The 16,293-nt window shown below is 71.5% G+C and carries 19 protein-coding genes; 11 read left to right on the top strand and 8 right to left on the bottom strand.

Annotation, left to right across the window (positions count from 1 at the left end; genetic code table 11):
- Window positions 1-89: 89 nt before the first annotated feature.
- Window positions 90-1,169: a coiled-coil domain-containing protein gene (locus KIS93_RS30585; RefSeq protein ID WP_080044380.1), complete on the top strand. Its 1,080-nt coding sequence runs from the start codon at window positions 90-92 to the stop codon at window positions 1,167-1,169.
- 350 nt (window positions 1,170-1,519) lie between these two features.
- Here KIS93_RS30585 and KIS93_RS30580 read toward each other — a convergent pair whose 3' ends face one another.
- The 4 genes from KIS93_RS30580 to KIS93_RS30565 form a co-directional block, all read right to left on the bottom strand.
- A complete protein-coding gene (locus KIS93_RS30580) occupies window positions 1,520-1,762 on the bottom strand; it encodes a hypothetical protein (protein WP_080044381.1) in 243 nt (80 codons plus the stop codon).
- 123 nt (window positions 1,763-1,885) lie between these two features.
- The gene (locus tag KIS93_RS30575) at window positions 1,886-2,638 is read right to left on the bottom strand and encodes a GntR family transcriptional regulator (RefSeq protein ID WP_080044382.1); all 753 of its coding nucleotides are present in this window, start codon (window positions 2,636-2,638) and stop codon (window positions 1,886-1,888) included.
- Window positions 2,639-2,779: 141 nt separating this feature from the next.
- Window positions 2,780-3,334 carry a VanZ family protein gene (locus KIS93_RS30570; RefSeq protein ID WP_080044383.1) on the bottom strand — a complete coding sequence of 185 codons (555 nt, stop codon included), beginning with the start codon at window positions 3,332-3,334 and terminating at the stop codon, window positions 2,780-2,782.
- 56 nt (window positions 3,335-3,390) lie between these two features.
- Window positions 3,391-4,095 (bottom strand): dienelactone hydrolase family protein, encoded by a 705-nt coding sequence (locus KIS93_RS30565; RefSeq protein ID WP_080047417.1) that lies wholly within the window; start codon window positions 4,093-4,095, stop codon window positions 3,391-3,393.
- A gap of 143 nt (window positions 4,096-4,238) precedes the next feature.
- Here KIS93_RS30565 and KIS93_RS30560 point away from each other — a divergent pair, with 143 nt between their 5' ends.
- Genes KIS93_RS30560 through kynU form a run of 7 tightly spaced genes read left to right on the top strand, consistent with a single transcriptional unit; the run spans window position 4,239 to window position 10,688 of the window.
- Window positions 4,239-5,648: an aldehyde dehydrogenase family protein gene (locus tag KIS93_RS30560; RefSeq protein WP_222107665.1), complete on the top strand. Its 1,410-nt coding sequence runs from the start codon at window positions 4,239-4,241 to the stop codon at window positions 5,646-5,648.
- Entirely contained in the window at window positions 5,641-6,438 is a 798-nt protein-coding gene (locus KIS93_RS30555; RefSeq protein ID WP_080044385.1) for a 2-keto-4-pentenoate hydratase, read from the top strand. Before KIS93_RS30560 ends, KIS93_RS30555 begins: the two co-directional genes overlap by 8 nt.
- The gene (locus KIS93_RS30550) at window positions 6,435-6,872 is read left to right on the top strand and encodes a RidA family protein (RefSeq protein ID WP_080044386.1); all 438 of its coding nucleotides are present in this window, start codon (window positions 6,435-6,437) and stop codon (window positions 6,870-6,872) included. Before KIS93_RS30555 ends, KIS93_RS30550 begins: the two co-directional genes overlap by 4 nt.
- Window positions 6,869-7,384, top strand: a complete 516-nt coding sequence (locus KIS93_RS30545) for a 3-hydroxyanthranilate 3,4-dioxygenase (RefSeq protein ID WP_080044387.1) — start codon at window positions 6,869-6,871, stop codon at window positions 7,382-7,384. Before KIS93_RS30550 ends, KIS93_RS30545 begins: the two co-directional genes overlap by 4 nt.
- Window positions 7,385-8,353, top strand: coding sequence for an amidohydrolase family protein (locus KIS93_RS30540; protein WP_080044388.1), 969 nt, complete (start codon window positions 7,385-7,387; stop codon window positions 8,351-8,353).
- 13 nt (window positions 8,354-8,366) lie between these two features.
- The gene (locus KIS93_RS30535) at window positions 8,367-9,482 is read left to right on the top strand and encodes an ABC transporter substrate-binding protein (RefSeq protein ID WP_080044389.1); all 1,116 of its coding nucleotides are present in this window, start codon (window positions 8,367-8,369) and stop codon (window positions 9,480-9,482) included.
- A 9-nt stretch (window positions 9,483-9,491) separates the two neighbouring features.
- Entirely contained in the window at window positions 9,492-10,688 is a 1,197-nt protein-coding gene (gene kynU / locus KIS93_RS30530) for a kynureninase (protein ID WP_080044390.1), read from the top strand.
- 45 nt (window positions 10,689-10,733) lie between these two features.
- On the opposite strand, the gene KIS93_RS30525 is transcribed toward kynU, so the two are convergent.
- Window positions 10,734-11,108, bottom strand: coding sequence for an MmcQ/YjbR family DNA-binding protein (locus KIS93_RS30525; protein ID WP_080044391.1), 375 nt, complete (start codon window positions 11,106-11,108; stop codon window positions 10,734-10,736).
- Between the two features lie 10 nt (window positions 11,109-11,118).
- Window positions 11,119-12,162: a DUF2293 domain-containing protein gene (locus KIS93_RS30520; RefSeq protein ID WP_080044392.1), complete on the bottom strand. Its 1,044-nt coding sequence runs from the start codon at window positions 12,160-12,162 to the stop codon at window positions 11,119-11,121.
- A gap of 92 nt (window positions 12,163-12,254) precedes the next feature.
- Here KIS93_RS30520 and KIS93_RS30515 point away from each other — a divergent pair, with 92 nt between their 5' ends.
- Window positions 12,255-13,058 (top strand): FKBP-type peptidyl-prolyl cis-trans isomerase, encoded by an 804-nt coding sequence (locus tag KIS93_RS30515; RefSeq protein WP_080044393.1) that lies wholly within the window; start codon window positions 12,255-12,257, stop codon window positions 13,056-13,058.
- 80 nt (window positions 13,059-13,138) lie between these two features.
- On the opposite strand, the gene KIS93_RS30510 is transcribed toward KIS93_RS30515, so the two are convergent.
- On the bottom strand, window positions 13,139-13,648 hold the full coding sequence (locus KIS93_RS30510) for a GNAT family N-acetyltransferase (protein ID WP_080044394.1): 510 nt from the start codon (window positions 13,646-13,648) through the stop codon (window positions 13,139-13,141).
- Window positions 13,645-14,994 carry a methylation-associated defense system protein kinase MAD6 gene (mads6, locus tag KIS93_RS30505; RefSeq protein ID WP_080044395.1) on the bottom strand — a complete coding sequence of 450 codons (1,350 nt, stop codon included), beginning with the start codon at window positions 14,992-14,994 and terminating at the stop codon, window positions 13,645-13,647. Before mads6 ends, KIS93_RS30510 begins: the two co-directional genes overlap by 4 nt.
- 61 nt (window positions 14,995-15,055) lie before the next feature.
- Here mads6 and KIS93_RS30500 point away from each other — a divergent pair, with 61 nt between their 5' ends.
- Window positions 15,056-15,673 carry a type 1 glutamine amidotransferase family protein gene (locus KIS93_RS30500; RefSeq protein ID WP_080044396.1) on the top strand — a complete coding sequence of 206 codons (618 nt, stop codon included), beginning with the start codon at window positions 15,056-15,058 and terminating at the stop codon, window positions 15,671-15,673.
- A complete protein-coding gene (locus KIS93_RS30495; protein ID WP_080044397.1) occupies window positions 15,670-16,116 on the top strand; it encodes a MarR family winged helix-turn-helix transcriptional regulator in 447 nt (148 codons plus the stop codon). Before KIS93_RS30500 ends, KIS93_RS30495 begins: the two co-directional genes overlap by 4 nt.
- The last annotated feature ends 177 nt before the right edge of the window (window positions 16,117-16,293 follow it).

Raw genomic sequence — 16,293 nt, 5'->3', positions numbered from 1 at the left:
AGGAAAGTCGTTTCCTGACGTCCCGTTGCCAGACCCTCACAACCTGCAATATTTCCCCCGCCTCACGACGAAACCCCCAGGTAATCGCCATGATGAACCAGCACGAGAGCATTCCCGACCTGATGCAAGAGGACACGTTCGAGGTCGTGATGCGCGGCTACAACCGCCGCCAGGTCCACGACTACATCATCCGCACCCGTAACCAGATCAGAGATCTGGAAGAGCGGCTCGCACGGGCCATCGAGCAGGCGGAGCAGGGCCGCATCGAGCTGGCCGAGGCCAGGCGGCGCATGGTCGAGACGCCCCAGAGCTACGAGGACCTCAGCCCCCGGCTCGCGCAGATCCTGCGGCTCGGGGAGGAGGAGGCCGCGGCCAAGCGCGAGGACGCCGAGGCCGAGGCCACCCGCGTGCGCGAGGCCGCCAAGACCGAGGCCGAGCGGCTCATGACCACCTCCAGGGAGACCGCCGACAAGATCCTCACCTCCGCCCAGGCCGAGGCCGAGCGGCGGGTGAGCGAGGCCACCCAGGCGGCCGAACGCATGCTGGCGCAGGCGGGCAGCGACGCCGAGGAGCAGCTCACCTCCGCCCGCACCGAGGCCGAGGAGACGCTGCAGGCGGCCAGGGCCGAGGCCGAGCGCACGGTCACCATGGCCAGGGCCGAGGCCGAGCAGACGCTGCAGTCCGCCAACGTGCAGGCCGAGCAGTTGGTGTCCGGGGCGCACAAGGAGGCCGAGAGCCTGCTGGCCACCGCGCACCAGCGGGCGGCGGCGCTCGACGAGCAGGCCGGGCGGCGGGTCGAGTACCTCGGCAACACGCATACGGAGGTCGTGCGGCGGCTGACCGAGATCAGCACGGTGCTGGGCGACCTCATGAGGGCCGAGGCGAACGCCGGGCCGCTGGTGCCCGAGGCCATCGCCCCGCCCGCCCCGCCCGCCCCGGCCGGAGCCCCCGCCGTGGCCCCCGCTCCCGCCGGCCCGGCGGGCCAGGCCGAGCCGCCCGTCCCCGCCGGCCCGGCGGGTCAGCCCCAGCCGCCCGTGCCGCAGGACGCCGAGGACCCCGAGCGGACCGTACGGGTGATCGTCAAGGACGACGAGCCCGAGCCGCGTGAGGGCGCCGTCTCGGAGGACACGGACGTGAACATCGGCCGCATGTCGGAGTCGCGCAAGTAATCGGGCGCGTAGTCAGGCGGCCCGGCCGGGCGTGAGCAGTCAGGCGGCGCGGCCGGGCGTGAGCAGTCAGGTGGCGCGGCCGAGCGGCGTCCCCCTCCGTCGCGGCCGCGGCCGAGGTCACCGCCACCGATGGTGACCTCAGCCGCCGGCCGCGGCCGTGAGACGCCGCTCGGACCGCGTGCCCACCTCCCTGGGAGCGGGGAGCGGAAGCCCCCGCCCCCGATAGGGTCGGAGACTTCCGCGATCGTGGCCCCTCCAGGTTGGGGGCCCGGTGCCGGGGCCGCCGAGACGCTGGACCCGGCACCGGGCTGCTCTGCGGACGCGGGCCGCGGAACGCTCCACGACCTGCGTCAAGGTGGTGCGGGGCCGGCTCGCCACGTGTGCCGCTCGCCGGCCCTCCTTTCCTGGTCCCGGAGCCGGTCGCGCAGGCCGTCCGGGTCGTCCGCGTCGATGGTCATCGCACATCCGGCATCGCGCTGCGCCGCGCTCAGCGGATGGTGTCTCGTGGCCCACCAGCGGCCCGCGTCGCTCCGCCAGATGGTCCACTGGGGGTACTCCCGGGCGATCTCGGCGAGATGCCGATCAAAGGACATCGCTGTCCACCTTTCCCGGGCCCCCAGGCGAGGTTCCATCTCCTAAGAAGATGCTCCACTTCTCTAGAGAGCACAATGATCGTCGGGGACAGGTCAACCTATCGCTTGACAGATCCGCTTGAATCAGGCGTCGAAGTCGTACTGGAGTACGTACGCCGCCGAGTCCAGCACCATCTCGTTCAGCTCGACCGGCAGCCCGCCCGACGTGTACGCCGTGCGCGCGATGACGATGACCGGCGTGCCGGCGGGCAGGTCGAGCAGCCTGCTCTCGCGCGGCCCCGGCATGCGGGCGCGGACCTCCTCGGTGAAGTGGGCGGGGGCGAGGCCCAGGTCGCCGAGCCTGGCGTAGACGCCACCGGGGCCGGTGTCGGGAAGGGTGATCGCGCTGCCCTCGACGAGCCGCGCGGGGAAGGAGGAGGTGGCCAGTTGCACGGGCCTGCCGTCGACGGAGTAGCGGCGCCGGCGTACCCAGACCTCGCCGCTCTCCAGCACAACGGCCACATCCTCGGTGGCTCGCTCCAAGACCACCTCTAAAGCGTCGACGGTGAAAGGGCGGCCACGCGTGTCGGCGTCCCAGATGGCGCGTCCCTGACCCCACTGCTCTCGTGACAGGCGGCGTGAGCCGTGCCTGCGAATCGGTTTGAACAGCCGCACGTAAACCCCCGAGCCTCGTCTGGGCACCGCCAGCCCTTCGTTGATCAGTACGGCAAGCGCCTGCCTGGCGGTGGCTCGTGCGATTGCGTATTCGGCCATCAGCGCGTTCTCGCCCGGTAGTCGGTCCCCGTCGCGCAGCTCGCCGGCGAGAATCCGGGCGCGGAGACCGTCGGCGATGCGTCGATAGATAGGGGGCTCGTGGGGTACCGGGGATTCAGACAACTTTGATCACCCTCTGTCACCAACCAGGTTGTGGCGTCTCCAGAGAACTTGCCCCGTCTTGTCCACGATCGCACAGAAGCAAGGCTTGGTCGCGGGCTGATTTTGAGAGGATCGTCCCCGAGTGGTGAATTCCGCGATGTTTTAGCGGGCCGTAATCGTGGAACGGTCCCGGCCGGTATCCGTCCGGGCCCACCAGCGGCGAGTAACCAAAGCGAAGATCACCGCGCCGGTCGTATTGAGGATGACGTCGTCCACGGAGGACAGACGCCCCAGACGGAGCACGTACTGGAGGACCTCGACCAGGACCGAAAATGCCGCCGCGAGCGCCGCAACGCGGCCGAGTGAGGACATCGCCCGGCCGCGTACGGGCAGCAGCGCGCCGAGCGCCGCGAACACCAGCAGGTTGCCCCCGACCTGCACGAATACCGCCTCCCACGGTGCCCGGGCCAGGTCCGCGAGGTCGGTGAAGGGCACGAGGTTCACCCCTGAGGGGCCGTCCGACGGCGTCAGGATCATCCAAATCCACGGCGCCGTGCCGACCACGATGCCGACGTCGGCGAGAGAGGTGCGCAGGGGTGCCGGACGGCCGGCGCGGGCGCGGTGGCGGGAGAGAATCACGATTGCTAGCAACGCCAGGGGGAGTGCAAAGGTACCAGCAATAATGACGTTTCCCCACAATTCCCACGTCCGCGCCATGCGCTCATCATGGCGGTTGATCTAGGGATACCGGAAGCTGTCCTGTTGGACAGGTCTCAGCGGGCGGGCAGGTGCTCGTCCAGGAACGCGATCGCCACCTCCCAGGCGCGCGCCGCCGGCTCCGGCTGGTGGAACATCGGCGACTCGCTGTTGTGGAAGGCGTGCCCGGCCTCCTCCTCGACGTGCACGACGACGTTCGGCCGCCCCTCGGCGGCCTTCTCGACGGCGGCCACGCGCTCACGCGGGATGTACGGGTCACTGCCCCCGAACACCAGCAGCAGCGGCGAGGAGATGCGCTCCATCAGCCCGGTCGCGTCGGGCACGGCCGAGCCGTAGAAGGACAGCACCGCGGCCAGCTCGACCTGGGTGGCCAGCATGTAGTCGACCGAGCCGCCCAGGCAGAAGCCGAGCGCCCCGACCCCGCCGCGCACCTCGGGCAGCGCGCTCAGGTGGGCCACCGTGAGCGCGCAGTCGGCCACGCCCTGCGCGAGGTCGAAGCCCTGCGACAGCTCGATGGCGGCCTGCGTGCCCTCGGGCGTGTGCTCGCCCACGTAGCCGGGCTGCAGGCGCCAGAACAGGTCGGGCGCGGCCACCACGTAGCCGCGCGCGGCGAGGTCGGTGGCGACCTTCTCGATGTAGGGGCCCACGCCGTAGATCTCCTGGACGAGGAGGAGGCCGGGGCCGGAGCCGGAGTCGGGCAGCCACACGCGGACGTCGAAGGAGCCGTCGTGGGCAGCGATGCGATCAGTACGGGTCTGCATGTCCACCAGCATCGCTCATGGCGCGCGCCGCGTTCGGGCGAGACGATGCGATCGAGGAGGTTCCGTGTCCCCGGAACTTCCTGTTGTCCACGAGCCGCACAGCGATCTATACCGGGAGGCGAGGGAGAGATGAGGAGAGGGTTGTGCTGACCCATTTCATCGGTGGCCAGCCGGTGGGCGCGGGCAAGGCGTTTCCCGTCCACGATCCGGTCACGGGCGCGGTGATCAGGCAGGTGCACGAGGCCGATCCCGAGGTGGTCGACCGGGCGGTGCGCGCGGCCAGGGAGGCGGCCCGCGACTGGGCGGCGATGCCCGTCGGGGAGCGCGCCGGGTGGATGCGGCGCCTGGCCGAGGGCATCGAGGCCCGCTTCGACGACCTGGTGGCGGCGGAGATCGCCGACACGGGCAAGCCGCTCGACCAGACCCGTACCCTCGACATCCCGCGCGGCATCGCGAACTTCCGCGCCTTCGCCGACATCGCCGCGCAGCGGCCCGAGGACGCCTTCCACCTGTCGGGGGTGCTCAGCTACACCGTGCGCAGGCCGCTCGGCGTGGTCGCGGTGATCGTGCCGTGGAACCTGCCGTTCCTGCTCATGACCTGGAAGCTCGCGCCCGCGCTGGTCTCGGGCAACACCGTCGTGGTCAAGCCGTCGGAGCAGACGCCCGGCTCGGCCGCGGTCTTCGCCGAGATCTGCGCGGAGAGCGGCCTGCCGCCCGGCGTCGTCAACATCATCTTCGGGCACGGCTCCGCCGGTCAGCTCCTCGTCGAGCATCCCGGGGTGGACGCCGTGACGTTCACGGGCTCCACCGCGACCGGCCGGACGATCATGCGGTCGGTGGCCGACCGGGTCAAGCCGATCTCGTTCGAGCTGGGCGGCAAGAACGCCGGCCTGGTCTTCGAGGACTGCCACCTCGACAAGGCGGTGGAGGGCACGGTGAAGTCGGTCTTCACCAACGGCGGCCAGGTGTGCCTGTGCACCGAGCGCGTGTACGTGCACCGCTCGATCTTCGAGGACTTCTGCGCCCGCCTGGCCGTCCGCGCCCAAGAGGTGGAGCTCCAGCCGATGATCTCGGCGGAGCATCGCGAGAAGGTGCTCTCCTATTACGCCTTGGCCCGCTCGGAGGGAGCCAAGATGCTCGCAGGAGGCAGTGTCCCCGTGTTCGGCGATCATCGCGATTCCGGTTATTTCGTGGAGCCGACGGTGGTGACAGGCTTGTCTGAATGGTCGAGGTTCAACAGAGAAGAGATCTTCGGACCCGTGTGCCACGTCACGCCCTTCGACAGCGAGGCCGAGGCCGTCGACCTGGCCAACGGCAGCGAGTACGGCCTGGCCGCCACGGTCTGGACCACGAACCTCGACCGCGCCCATCGCGTGGCCCAGCGCCTGGAGGCCGGGCTCGTCTGGGTCAACACGTGGTACCTGCGCGACCTGCGGACCCCGTTCGGCGGCGTGAAGCTGTCGGGCATCGGCAGGGAGGGCGGCACCCGCTCGCTCGACTTCTACTCCGAACCCACCACGATCACCATCAAACTGGAGCAGCCCGATGCATGACGAATGGTCCCAGGCAGTGGACGTGCGCGCCCAGGCGGCCGAGCGGCTGGCCGAGGCGGTGCGCACGGGCCGGCCCTGCGCGCCGATCAGGGACCTGGTGGGCACGGCGGCCGACGCGTACGCCGTGCAGGAGCTGGGCACGAGGCAGGCGCTCGACGCGGGGCGGCGGCCGGTCGGCAGGAAGATCGGGCTGACCAACCCGGTGATCCAGCAGCAGCTCGGCGTCGACCAGCCCGACTTCGGCGTGCTCTTCGCCGACACCTGCTACGGCGACGGGCTGCCCGTCCCGCCGGAGCGGTTCCTGCAGCCGAAGGCGGAGGCCGAGGTGGCGCTGGTCCTCGGCGGCGACCTGGAGGGCGGCCCGTTCACCGTGGCGGACGTGATCAGGGCGGTGGACTTCGTACTGCCCGCGATCGAGATCGCCGACTCGCGGATCGCCGGCTGGGACATCAGCCTGGTCGACACGATCGCCGACAACGCCTCGTCCGGCGCGTTCGTGCTCGGCGGCACGCCCATGTCGCTGCGCGGGCTCGACCTGCGGGCGGCGCGGATGTCGATGACGCGGGGCGACCAGGAGGTCTCGGCCGGCTCGGGCGAGGCATGCCTGGGGCACCCGCTCAACGCCGCCGTCTGGCTGGCCAACCGCCTCGGCGGCACCGAGCACCCGCTGCGGGCCGGTGACGTGGTGCTGACCGGCGCGCTCGGGCCGGTGGTGCCGGTCGAGCCGGGCGACGTGTTCGAGGCGAGGATCGAGGGCCTCGGCTCGGTGCGGGCGGTGTTCGGCAAGTGAGCCCCCAGGCGAGGCCGAAGGCCATCCGCGTGCCGGGCAAGGCCACACCACGGGGCAGGTTCCCGCACGTCAAGCGGGCCGGCGACTTCCTGTACGTCTCCGGCACGAGCTGCCGGCGCCCCGACGACACGTTCGTGGGCGCCGAGGTGGACAAGTACGGCGTGACGAACCTGGACATCCGCGCCCAGACCAGGGCGGTCATCGAGAACATCGGCGACATCCTCAAGGCCGCGGGCGGCTCGCTCGCCGACCTGGTGCAGATCACCACGTACCTGGTCAACATGAACGACTTCAAGGGCTACAACGAGGTCTACGCCGAGTTCTTCGACGAGGAGGGCCCGACCCGCACCACGGTGGCGGTGCACCAGCTCCCGCACCCGCACCTGCTCATCGAGATGCAAGCCGTCGCCTACCACCCCCAGGAGCTGTCATGATCCCCCCGATCGACTTCACCGCATGGATCGACGAGCACGCCCACCTGCTCAAGCCGCCGGTCGGCAACAAGGTGGTCTTCGAGGGGGCGAACGACTTCATCGTGATGGTGGTCGGCGGGCCCAACTCCAGGACGGACTTCCACGTGGACCCGTACGAGGAGCTGTTCTACCAGGTGCGCGGCAACATGCACGTCAACGTCGTCACCGGGAACGGCCCCGAGACCGTGCACGTCCGCGAGGGCCAGATGTGGCTGCTGCCGCCGCGCGTGCCGCACTCGCCGCAGCGGCCGGAGGCCGGCTCGGTGGGGCTGGTCGTCGAGCGGATCCGGCCGGAGGGCGAGCTGGAGAAGTTCCAGTGGTACTGCATGGAGTGCGGCGCCCTCGTCCACGAGGTCGAGCTCCAGGTCCGCGACATCGTCAAGGACCTGCCGCCGGTCTTCGAGGCGTTCTACGGCGACGAGAAGGCCCGCACCTGCGGCCGGTGCGGCGCGCTACATCCTGGCAAGGGCTAGATGGTCATCGACGTCCACACGCACCACGTGCCCCGGGGCTGGCCCGAGCTGGGTTGGCCAGGGGCGCCCAGGCTGAGGGTCGACTCGGAGCGCGAAGCGACGATCCTCGTCAACGACCGCGAGTTCCGCAGGATCCAGGACGACTGCTGGGATCCGCGGGTCCGGCTGGAACGCATGGACCGCGACGGCGTGGACCGGCAGGTGGTCTCGCCCACCCCGGTCTTCTTCGGCTACGACCGGCCGGCCGAGCAGGGCGTGCGGATCGCGAAGGTCTTCAACGACCTGGCGCTGGAGCTGTGCGCCGGCCCGCGGCTGATCCCGTTCTGCCAGGTGCCGTTGCAGGACCCCGACCTGGCCTGCGCGGAGCTCGACCGCTGCCTGGCGAACGGGCACCGGGGCGTGGAGATCGGCAACCACGTCGGCGACCGCGACCTCGACGATCCCGGGGTCGTGCGGTTCCTCCAGCACTGCGCGGAAAGGAACGTTCCCGTCTTCGTGCACCCGTGGGACCTGCCCGCGGGGCCGCGCGTCGAGCGGTGGATGGCGCAGTGGCTGGTCGGCATGCCGGCCGAGACGCACCTGTCCATCCTGGCGATGATCCTCGGCGGCGTGTTCGACCGCGTCCCCGACACGTTGCGGATCTGCTTCGCGCACGGCGGCGGCTCGTTCGCCTTCTGGCTCGGCCGGTTCGAGAACGCCTGGCACCGCAGGCACGACCTGGTCGGCGGCTCCGAACGGCCGCCGTCCCACTACCTCGGCAGGTTCAGCGTCGACTCTGCCGTCTTCGACGAGCGCGCGCTGCGGCTGCTCGTCGACACTCTCGGGGAGGACCATGTGATGCTCGGCAGCGACTTTCCCTATCCGCTGGGCGAGTCACCCGCGGGTGACCTGATCCGGCGCGCTCCCTTCCTGTCCGGCACGGCCCGCGCCAAGCTGCTCGCAGCCAACGCCGAGGCGTTCCTGGGCTGAAGGGAGCTCCCCCATGCGCGCACCCGTGCTGGGGCTGCCCGTGGTCGGGCTGGTGGTGCTGATGGCCGCCGGCTGCGGTGGCACGGTGCCGCCGCGCGACGGGGACGAGCTCCCGGTCAAGATCGGCGCGATCATCTCGCAGACCGGCGTGTACGCCATGCTCGGCGACGACATGGAGAGCGCCATGCGCCTCTACCTCGACGACCACGGTGGCCGGCTCGGCGGCAGGCCGGCCGAGCTGCTGGTGGCCGACGACGGGGGCACCGCCGAGCAGGGCAGGAAGGAGGCCAGGCGGCTCATCGACGCCGAGAGCGTGGACGTGCTCACCGGCCTGATCGCCTCGCCCGTCGCCGTCGCCGTGGTCGAGGAGGCGGCCGGCAGGACCCCGGTGGTGGTCGCCAACGCCGGCTCCGACGACCTGGACGGCTCGAACGTCTTCCGCGTCTCCTACACCAACCACGACCACGGCCACGCCGCCGGCCGCTACGCCGCCGAGCACTACGGGCGGCGCGGCGTGGTGCTCATGGCCCCCGACTACTCGGCCGGCGTCGAGACGCTCGACGGCTTCACCGAGGGGTACGGCGCCGAGCCGCTCAAGCGCATCCTGACCCCGCACGACCGGGTGGCCGACCTGCGGCCGTACTTCGAGCAGATCCCGCCCGAGGCGAAGCTCCTGTACGCGTTCTACGCCGGCGGCGAGGCGATCGCGTTCACCAGGGCGTTCAAGGAGCTCGGCTACGACACCAGGATCGACCTGCTGGCCTGCATGAACCTCACCGACGAGGACGTGCTGCGCGCCGTCGGCCCGGACGCCGAGGGCATCACGAGCGTCGGCATGTACTCGCCCGCGCTGGAGAACATCGACAACACCGCGTTCGCGGCCAAGTGGCGGGAGCGGACCGGCCGCAACCCGTCGGCGGTGGCCGTGCAGAGCTGGGACGCGATGCGCCTCATCGACGCGGCACTGTCCAGGGGCGGCGACCTCGGCCGCGCGCTGGGGGAGGTGGGCGAGCTGGACGGCCCGCGCGGCCGCTTCCGGCTGGACGCCACGCACAACCCGGTGCAGAACTGGTACGTGCGGCGGTATCAAAATGGTGTGAACCGGGTGATTGCCACCATCCCTCCATGACGGGAGCCGATCTTGGACCGCGACCAGTGCCTCGCCCTCGACGCCGAGGACCCGCTGCGGGAGTTCCGGCACGAGTTCGTGCTGCCCGACGGCGTGATCTACCTCGTCGGCAACTCGCTGGGCGCGCTGCCCCGCCGTACCGCCGAGCGGGTGCGCAGGACGGTCGAGGACGAATGGGGCAGGCAGCTCGTCGGCGGGTGGAACCACGCGGGCTGGTACGAGCAGCCGCTCACCACCGGCGACCGGATCGCCCCGCTCATCGGCGCCGGCCCCGGCCAGGTCGTCGTGGGCAACACCACCTCGATCGCCGTCTACCAGGCCGTGGCGGCGGCGCTCCGGCTGCGGCCCGAGCGGCGCGTGATCGTCTCCGACCTCCGCAACTTCCCCACCGACCACTACATCGTGCAGGGCCTGGCCGGGCTGCTGGGCGGCTACGAGCTGCGCGACCTCAGCGAGGGGAGCTTCGAGGACGCCGCCGTGGTGCTGCTGTCGGAGGTGGACTACCGCACGGGCGCCCGCGCCGACGTGCCCGCGGTGACCGCCGCCGCGCACGCCGCGGGGGCGCTCATCGTGTGGGACGTGTGCCACAGCGTCGGCGCCATGGAGGTGGACGTCTCCGCGGCCGACTTCGCGGTGGGATGCACGTACAAGTACCTGAACGCCGGTCCCGGCGCGCCCGCGTTCCTCTACGTCAACCCGCGCCACCACGCCGCCGCCGAGAACGTGCTGTCGGGCTGGCACGGCCACGCCGAGCCGTTCGCGTTCGAGGCCGATTACCGGCCGGCCGAGGGGGTGCGGCGGTTCGCGGTGAGCACCCCGCACGTGCTGTCGTTCGCGGCGCTGGAGGCGGCGCTCGACGTGTGGGAGCGGGTGCCGATGGCGCAGGTCAGAGCCAAGAGCATGGCGCTCGGCGAGCTGTTCGTCGAGCTGGTCGGCGACCGGCTGGAGCTGGCCTCGCCCGCCGACCCGGCCGCGCGCGGCAGCCAGATCTCGTTGCGCCACCCCGACGGCTACCCGGTGATGCGGGCGCTGATCGACCGGGGCGTGCACGGCGACTTCCGCGCGCCCGACGTGCTCAGGTTCGGCTTCGCGCCGCTCTACATCGGCTACGCCGACGTGTACGACGCTGCGACCACGCTGCTGGAGGTGCTCGACAAGGAGCTGTGGCGCGACGACAAGTACGCGACCCGCCTGGCGGTCACCTGAGCGCCGTCACCTGAGTGCCGCTTAAGTGCCGCTGCCTGAGCGCCGTCACCTGAGGTCGAGTTCCTTGACCGCCCGCTTGGGCGCGATCGTGCGGTAGCTCTCCTCCACCCAGTCGAGCAGCACCTCGGTCTCGGGCAGCTCCGCCAGGAACGGCACGGTCACCCAGCCCGCCTTGCCCAGCCCGTAGCCGCTGGGCCGGGCGCCCTCGACGGTCAGCGCGTGGCCGTGCGCCTCCGACAGGAGCTTCACGCCGAACGACGGCTCCCACTTCTCGGTGCGCTCGTCGATGCCGAGGAAGAGGAAGACCTTCTTGCCGACCTTGATGACGGTCTCACCCCACGGGTGATCCTCGCGGGTCTCGGGCAGGCCGAGCGCGAACGTGCGGAGCTCTTCCCTGACGTCGTGCCAGTCGTCACTCATGCCTCCGACCTTAGCCGGGACGGCGGAACTCTTCGAGCTTGCGTTCGATATCGGCCCTGATGCGGTCGCGGGCCTCCATCCGGGGGACGCCCGACATGAGCAGCCGGTCGTAGTCGGTGTCGAGGTGCCGGATCGAGGCGATCACGGCGAGCGTGATGGCGTTCTCGTCGAGCGCCCTGGCCGCCGCCGACCGCCCCACCCGGCCGCTGCCGCGCTGGCCGGCGTGCTCGGCGATCTCCCGCGCCCGCGGCTCGGGGCAGCCGGGGAACAGCCGGGCGATCTCGGCGGCCATCGCGGCCTGGTACTCGACGTCCTGCTCCGCCCGGCGGACGCGGTCGCGCTCGCGGCGGCGCAGCCGTACCTCCTCGTCGGCCAGGCAGCGCTCCTCGGCCGCGGCCAGCGCCGCCTCCTCCACCAGCAGGCCCATGCGCTGGTAGACCTTGCGCCGCCGGTTGTAGCGGACGACCACCGCCGCGAGGCCGCTCTCCTGCTTGGCCCGGCGGCTGAGCGCCGCGTTGCCCGACGGCAGGAACACCAGGTGGTCCATGTCGGCGCAGGTGAGGCAGTGCGGCCGGTCGTCCTCCATGATCAGGTACGGGCCGGTGTCGGCGCAGGACGCGCACGTCCACGCCTCCAGCGGGGAGACCACCACCAGGTCGGGAGCCTTGCTCTGCGCCTCGGTCAGCCGGCGCACCCTGGCCTCGCTCAGGTCGGGCGACAGCCAGTGCACCCGGAACGGCCCCTGCTCCGGCCCGGCGGTGAAGCGCAGCTCGCGGCGGTCGCGGGTGCCCGCCACGTACGGGGTCTCGACCGGGCGCAGCCCCTTCGCCCGCGCCCAGTCGCGCAGCAGGCCGGCCGCGGTGAGCAGGCGGTCGTCGTCCACGGCCGCCAGCTCCGCCAGGGTGGCCGCCCGGCCCTGGCGCCAGACGTCCACGTGCCGCGAGTGCAGCCAGCGCAGACCCGTCACCACGTCGATGAACGTCACGTACTTGCGGGTGCTCAGCGCGACCTCGGCCGCCTCCGCGACCCGACGTGCCAGATTGGGCTTGCTCACGGTCCAAGTTTGTCGTGAACTGGCGCGACCCGAAGCTTTCCTTGGCGCACTTGCGGCAAGTAACTCCTCTGGATCCGGCCCTGGAGGAAATCGTGCGTCTGTTCTGGCCCGCGCTCCTCGTGCTCACCACCTCGTGCGGTGTCGCCGAGGAGGGCACGCAACCCGTCGTGACGGGAAGGTTCGGCAGCAAGCCGACCGTCTCCATACCCAAGGGCCAGCCGGGCCGCACGCCGCGCATCACGGTGCTGTCGGTCGGCAGCGGGCGGCGCACCGTGCCGGGGGACGTGGTGCTGGCCGACGTGGACATCCGGCGGTGGTCGGGCAACCGGCCGTACCTGAGCACCTACGACGGCAACCAGCCCACCTCGGTCGTGTTCGACGGCAGGAAGGTGGCGGAGACGTGGCGGCAGTCGCTCATCGGGCGGCCGGCGGGCAGCCGGGTCATGCTGGTCGGCCCGGCCGCCGAGGCGCTGGGGCCGGACCTGCCGCTGGCCGGCGTCTCGCCCGCCGACACGCTCGTGCTCGTCTTCGACATCCTGGGCGGCTACCCGCCGGACGCGCGCCTCGTCGGCCGCACGCTGCCGGTCGTCCCGGCCGACCTGACGCCCGCCGACCCGCCGCGCACCCTGATCGACGGGTCCGGGCGGGAGGTCGTGGCGGGCTCGAAGGTCGTCATCCAGTACGTGGCGGCGGCGTGGCCGTCGAGAGCCGTCGTGGACTCCTCGTACCGCAGGGGCGGGCCGAGCGCGTTCACGCTGGAGGCGGGCTCGGTGCCGGCGGCCTGGGTCGGCGCGCTGGCCGGCCGGCGGGTGGGCAGCCGGGTGGCGGTGCCCTCGCCGGGGGAGCGGCCCGTCCTCTACGTGATCGACATCCTCGACACGATCACGCGCGCGTAGGCCGGGCGGCACCTCTCGCCGCCCGGCCTGCTTTCACGGCCTGCTTTCAGCCACGGCCTGCCTTCAGTCACGGCGCGCCTTCAGCCCAGGTCGGCGCGGATCATGCTGTAGAGCACGCCGTCGTGCCACTGACCGGCCCGGAAGCCGGCGCCGCGCAGCACGCCCTCGCGGGTGAACCCGGCCTTCTCCAGCGCCCGCTGCTCGGCCACGTTCGTGATCTCGGTGGACGCCTCGATCCGGTTGACGGTGGAGTGGTCGAACAGGTAGCGGGCGAGCAGCTTCTGCGCGTGCGTGCCGTGGCCCTTGCCGCGGTGCTCGGGGGCCACGATCAGGCCCATCGACCAGGAGTGGCTGATGCGGGTGGCGACCTGCCTGCTCCAGGAGACGAAGCCGATCGCCTCGTCGCCGTCGGCGATGATCAGCAGGCCGCCGTCGTCGGACAGCATGCCGGACTCCTCCCAGCGCCGCCGCAGCCGGCGCGGGTCCTGGAAGCCGTACCACTGGAACTCGCCCGCGCCGTCGGGGTCGCTGGTGAGCCGGTGCAGGAAGGGAAGGTCGTCCTCTTCGACGGGACGCAGCCGCACAGTCATGATCGGGACACTATGCGACGCACGAACCTCCTGAGCTTCGAGCCCTGGGCGGGGGCGCCGGCGCGCAGCATCTCCAGTGCCTCGGCCGCCGACGGGCGCTTGGCGGGGGAGTGGTCGAGCATGCGGCGCACCACCTCGGGCACGTCGGGGCCCTGGGCGTCGCCGCTGGTGGGCAGCTGCCCGGTGAGGAGCTGGAAGGCGATGACGCCGGCCGCGTACACGTCGGAGGCGGTGGTCATCAGGTCGGGCCGCTCCTGGCACTCGGGCGCCACGTAGGCGGCGTCGAGGACGTTGCCCAGCTCGTGGGCGACGGTGTAGTTGCGGGGGCCCGGCTTGGCGTAGTCGAAGCCGGTGAGCACCGCGTGCCCGTCGTCGGTGACCAGCACGGCGGCGGGGGTGAGCGCGCGGTGCACGACGCCGTTGGCGTGGGCGTGGGCGAGGCCGCTCAGCAGGTCTTGGATCACGCCGAGCGGGGCGCCCTTGCCGAGGGCCAGGTGCAGCGCCTCGCCGTGCACGTCGTCGAGCACGAGCACGAACCGGCTCTCGTCGTCGATGGCGAAGAAGTCGCGCGAGCGCACCACGCGCGGGTGCGGCGGGATGCGGGCCAGCGTCTGGTAGGCGTTGGCGATGCGCTGCCGCTCGGCCGCCCGCGCCTGCTGGTCGGCCATGGGGTCGGCCTGGTAGACGCGCAGCAGCACGGTCTCGCTGCCGGGCAGCGTGACGTTGAAGGCGCGGTATTCGGTGACCTTGGAGTCGCCGCCGAGCTGCTCCTCGACCTCCCAGTTGCCGTAGCGGGGCGGGGCGGTGCTGCGGCGTACGGTCTGGTTGAGGGCGTCGAGGATCGCGGTGAGGTACGGCCTGGCGTCGGGGCTGCACCCGCGCCGGACGCGGGAGACGTCGCTGAGCGTGGGGAGCAGGCCGGGCAGGTCGGTGACGTTGACCGCGTCGCGGCCGGCCGAGTCGACCAGCTCGGCGTCGGGCGAGGTGAGCACGACCAGGCTGTCGACGTAGACGCGTTCGAGCTGGGTGGCCCTGGACACGAGCAGGCCCTTGAGCGCCTTGGCGGTGCCGCGCAGCTTGGTCACCGGCGACCCGAACGCCTCTCTGCGCGGCGGGAACCAGCGGGTGCCCGACACCTCGATGCGCCCGCGGGTGCCCTTGACGTCGACCACGACGAGCGAGTGGCCGGTCAGCACGAGCAGGTCGACCTCGAAGACGTCGTGGCCGCGCGGGACCTCGACGTTGTGCAGCAGCAGCCAGTCGGCGGGCGCGTGGTCGCGCAGGTATGCGATCACGCGCCGCTCGGCGTCGTTGACCGGACGTCCTCCGCCGACGATCTCTGCCATGCGGCCTATCCTTCCACGGTTATCGATTGACAGCATGTTGTCGTTATGACAAGATACTGTCATGAAGAAAATCGCTCACCACGCCGTTTACGACACGCTCGCCGACTGGGAGACCGGTCACCTCACCTCTCATCTGCGCAACGGCCACTACCAGCGCGAGGCCGGCGGGTTCGAGATCGTCACCGTCGGCCTGACCACCGACCCGGTGGTCACCATGGGCGGCCTGCGCATCACGCCCGACATCGCGTTGGCGGACCTCTCCCCTGCGGACAGCGCACTTCTCATCCTGCCCGGGGCCGACCTGTGGGACGCGGGAGACGCGCTGGCGCCGTTCGCGGGCAAGGCCCGCGAGTTCCTCGACGCGGGGGTGCCGGTGGCCGCCATCTGCGGCGCCACGGCGGGGCTGGCCCGCGAGGGGCTGCTCGACGACCGCGACCACACCGGCGCCGCACCCCAGTACCTGGAGGCTCAGGAGGGGTACGCCGGGGCCAAGCGCTACCTCGACCGCGACGCGGTGCTCGACGGCGACCTCGTCACGGCCGGCCCGACGGAGCCGGTGGCGTTCGCCAGGGAGGTCTTCCGCCGCCTCGACATCTACCGGCCCGAGGTGCTGGATGCCTGGTTCCGGCTGTTCGCCAGGAGCGACGCCTCGGCCTTCGAGGTGTTGATGACGGCATGAGCGAGAGCGCCGAGTTGTTGTCCGGCATGGCGTTAAGAGCCTTCCGGCTCAACGGCCAGTTCCTCCAGGTGGCGGAGGGGCTGGCCCGGCCGTCGGGGATGACGGCCGCGTGGTGGCAGGTGCTCGGCGCGGTCCTGCGCGAGCCGCTGCCCGTCGCGGGCATCGCCCGCGTCATGGGGATGACCAGGCAGGGCGTGCAGCGCATCGCCGACCTGCTGGTGGAGCGGGGGCTGGCCGAGTACCGGCCCAACCCGGCGCACCGGCGGGCCAAGCTGCTGAGCCCCACGCAGGCGGGGCGCGAGGCCATCGCCAAGATCGTCCCCGGTCATCAGGAGTTCGCCGACCGGCTGGTGGGGGAGCTCGGCGTCGAGGACGCGCGGCGGTGCCTGGAGGCGCTCCAGCGGCTCTCGGCGGCCCTCGACCGTCTCGCCGAGGAGTCGTGACGAGCGTTACCGGCAGCCTCCTCCACCGGTACAGGAAGGATCCCCAAAGAGCCGGTCGAATGTTGTCCAACGAGCGGTGAACGAATTCCCCGTGGACGTTCCCAGGCGACCGGACGCCGGTTGAATGCGGAGCGCCGAAGTCCAGTACAGGGCGGTGCCGCGGCGGGCCGGGAAAAG

It is taken from the genome of [Actinomadura] parvosata subsp. kistnae, assembly GCF_900323885.1.
Taxonomy (GTDB): Bacteria; Actinomycetota; Actinomycetes; order Streptosporangiales; family Streptosporangiaceae; genus Nonomuraea; species Nonomuraea composti.
The sequence above is the reverse complement of the archived record's forward strand: the minus strand, read 5'-3'. Positions and strand labels throughout refer to the sequence as shown.

Bases quoted from the DNA above. Each gene is read 5' to 3' on its own strand.
- KIS93_RS30570 (WP_080044383.1), bottom strand. From the start codon at position 3,334: ATGGCGCGGACGTGGGAATTGTGGGGAAACGTCATTATTGCTGGTACC.
- KIS93_RS30500 (WP_080044396.1), top strand. From the start codon at position 15,056: ATGAAGAAAATCGCTCACCACGCCGTTTACGACACGCTCGCCGACTGG.
- KIS93_RS30510 (WP_080044394.1), bottom strand. From the start codon at position 13,648: ATGACTGTGCGGCTGCGTCCCGTCGAAGAGGACGACCTTCCCTTCCTG.
- KIS93_RS30535 (WP_080044389.1), top strand. From the start codon at position 8,367: ATGCGCGCACCCGTGCTGGGGCTGCCCGTGGTCGGGCTGGTGGTGCTG.
- KIS93_RS30495 (WP_080044397.1), top strand. From the start codon at position 15,670: ATGAGCGAGAGCGCCGAGTTGTTGTCCGGCATGGCGTTAAGAGCCTTC.
- KIS93_RS30585 (WP_080044380.1), top strand. From the start codon at position 90: ATGATGAACCAGCACGAGAGCATTCCCGACCTGATGCAAGAGGACACG.
- KIS93_RS30525 (WP_080044391.1), bottom strand. From the start codon at position 11,108: ATGAGTGACGACTGGCACGACGTCAGGGAAGAGCTCCGCACGTTCGCG.
- KIS93_RS30540 (WP_080044388.1), top strand. From the start codon at position 7,385: ATGGTCATCGACGTCCACACGCACCACGTGCCCCGGGGCTGGCCCGAG.
- KIS93_RS30545 (WP_080044387.1), top strand. From the start codon at position 6,869: ATGATCCCCCCGATCGACTTCACCGCATGGATCGACGAGCACGCCCAC.
- KIS93_RS30565 (WP_080047417.1), bottom strand. From the start codon at position 4,095: ATGCAGACCCGTACTGATCGCATCGCTGCCCACGACGGCTCCTTCGAC.
- KIS93_RS30555 (WP_080044385.1), top strand. From the start codon at position 5,641: ATGCATGACGAATGGTCCCAGGCAGTGGACGTGCGCGCCCAGGCGGCC.
- KIS93_RS30580 (WP_080044381.1), bottom strand. From the start codon at position 1,762: ATGTCCTTTGATCGGCATCTCGCCGAGATCGCCCGGGAGTACCCCCAG.
- mads6 (WP_080044395.1), bottom strand. From the start codon at position 14,994: ATGGCAGAGATCGTCGGCGGAGGACGTCCGGTCAACGACGCCGAGCGG.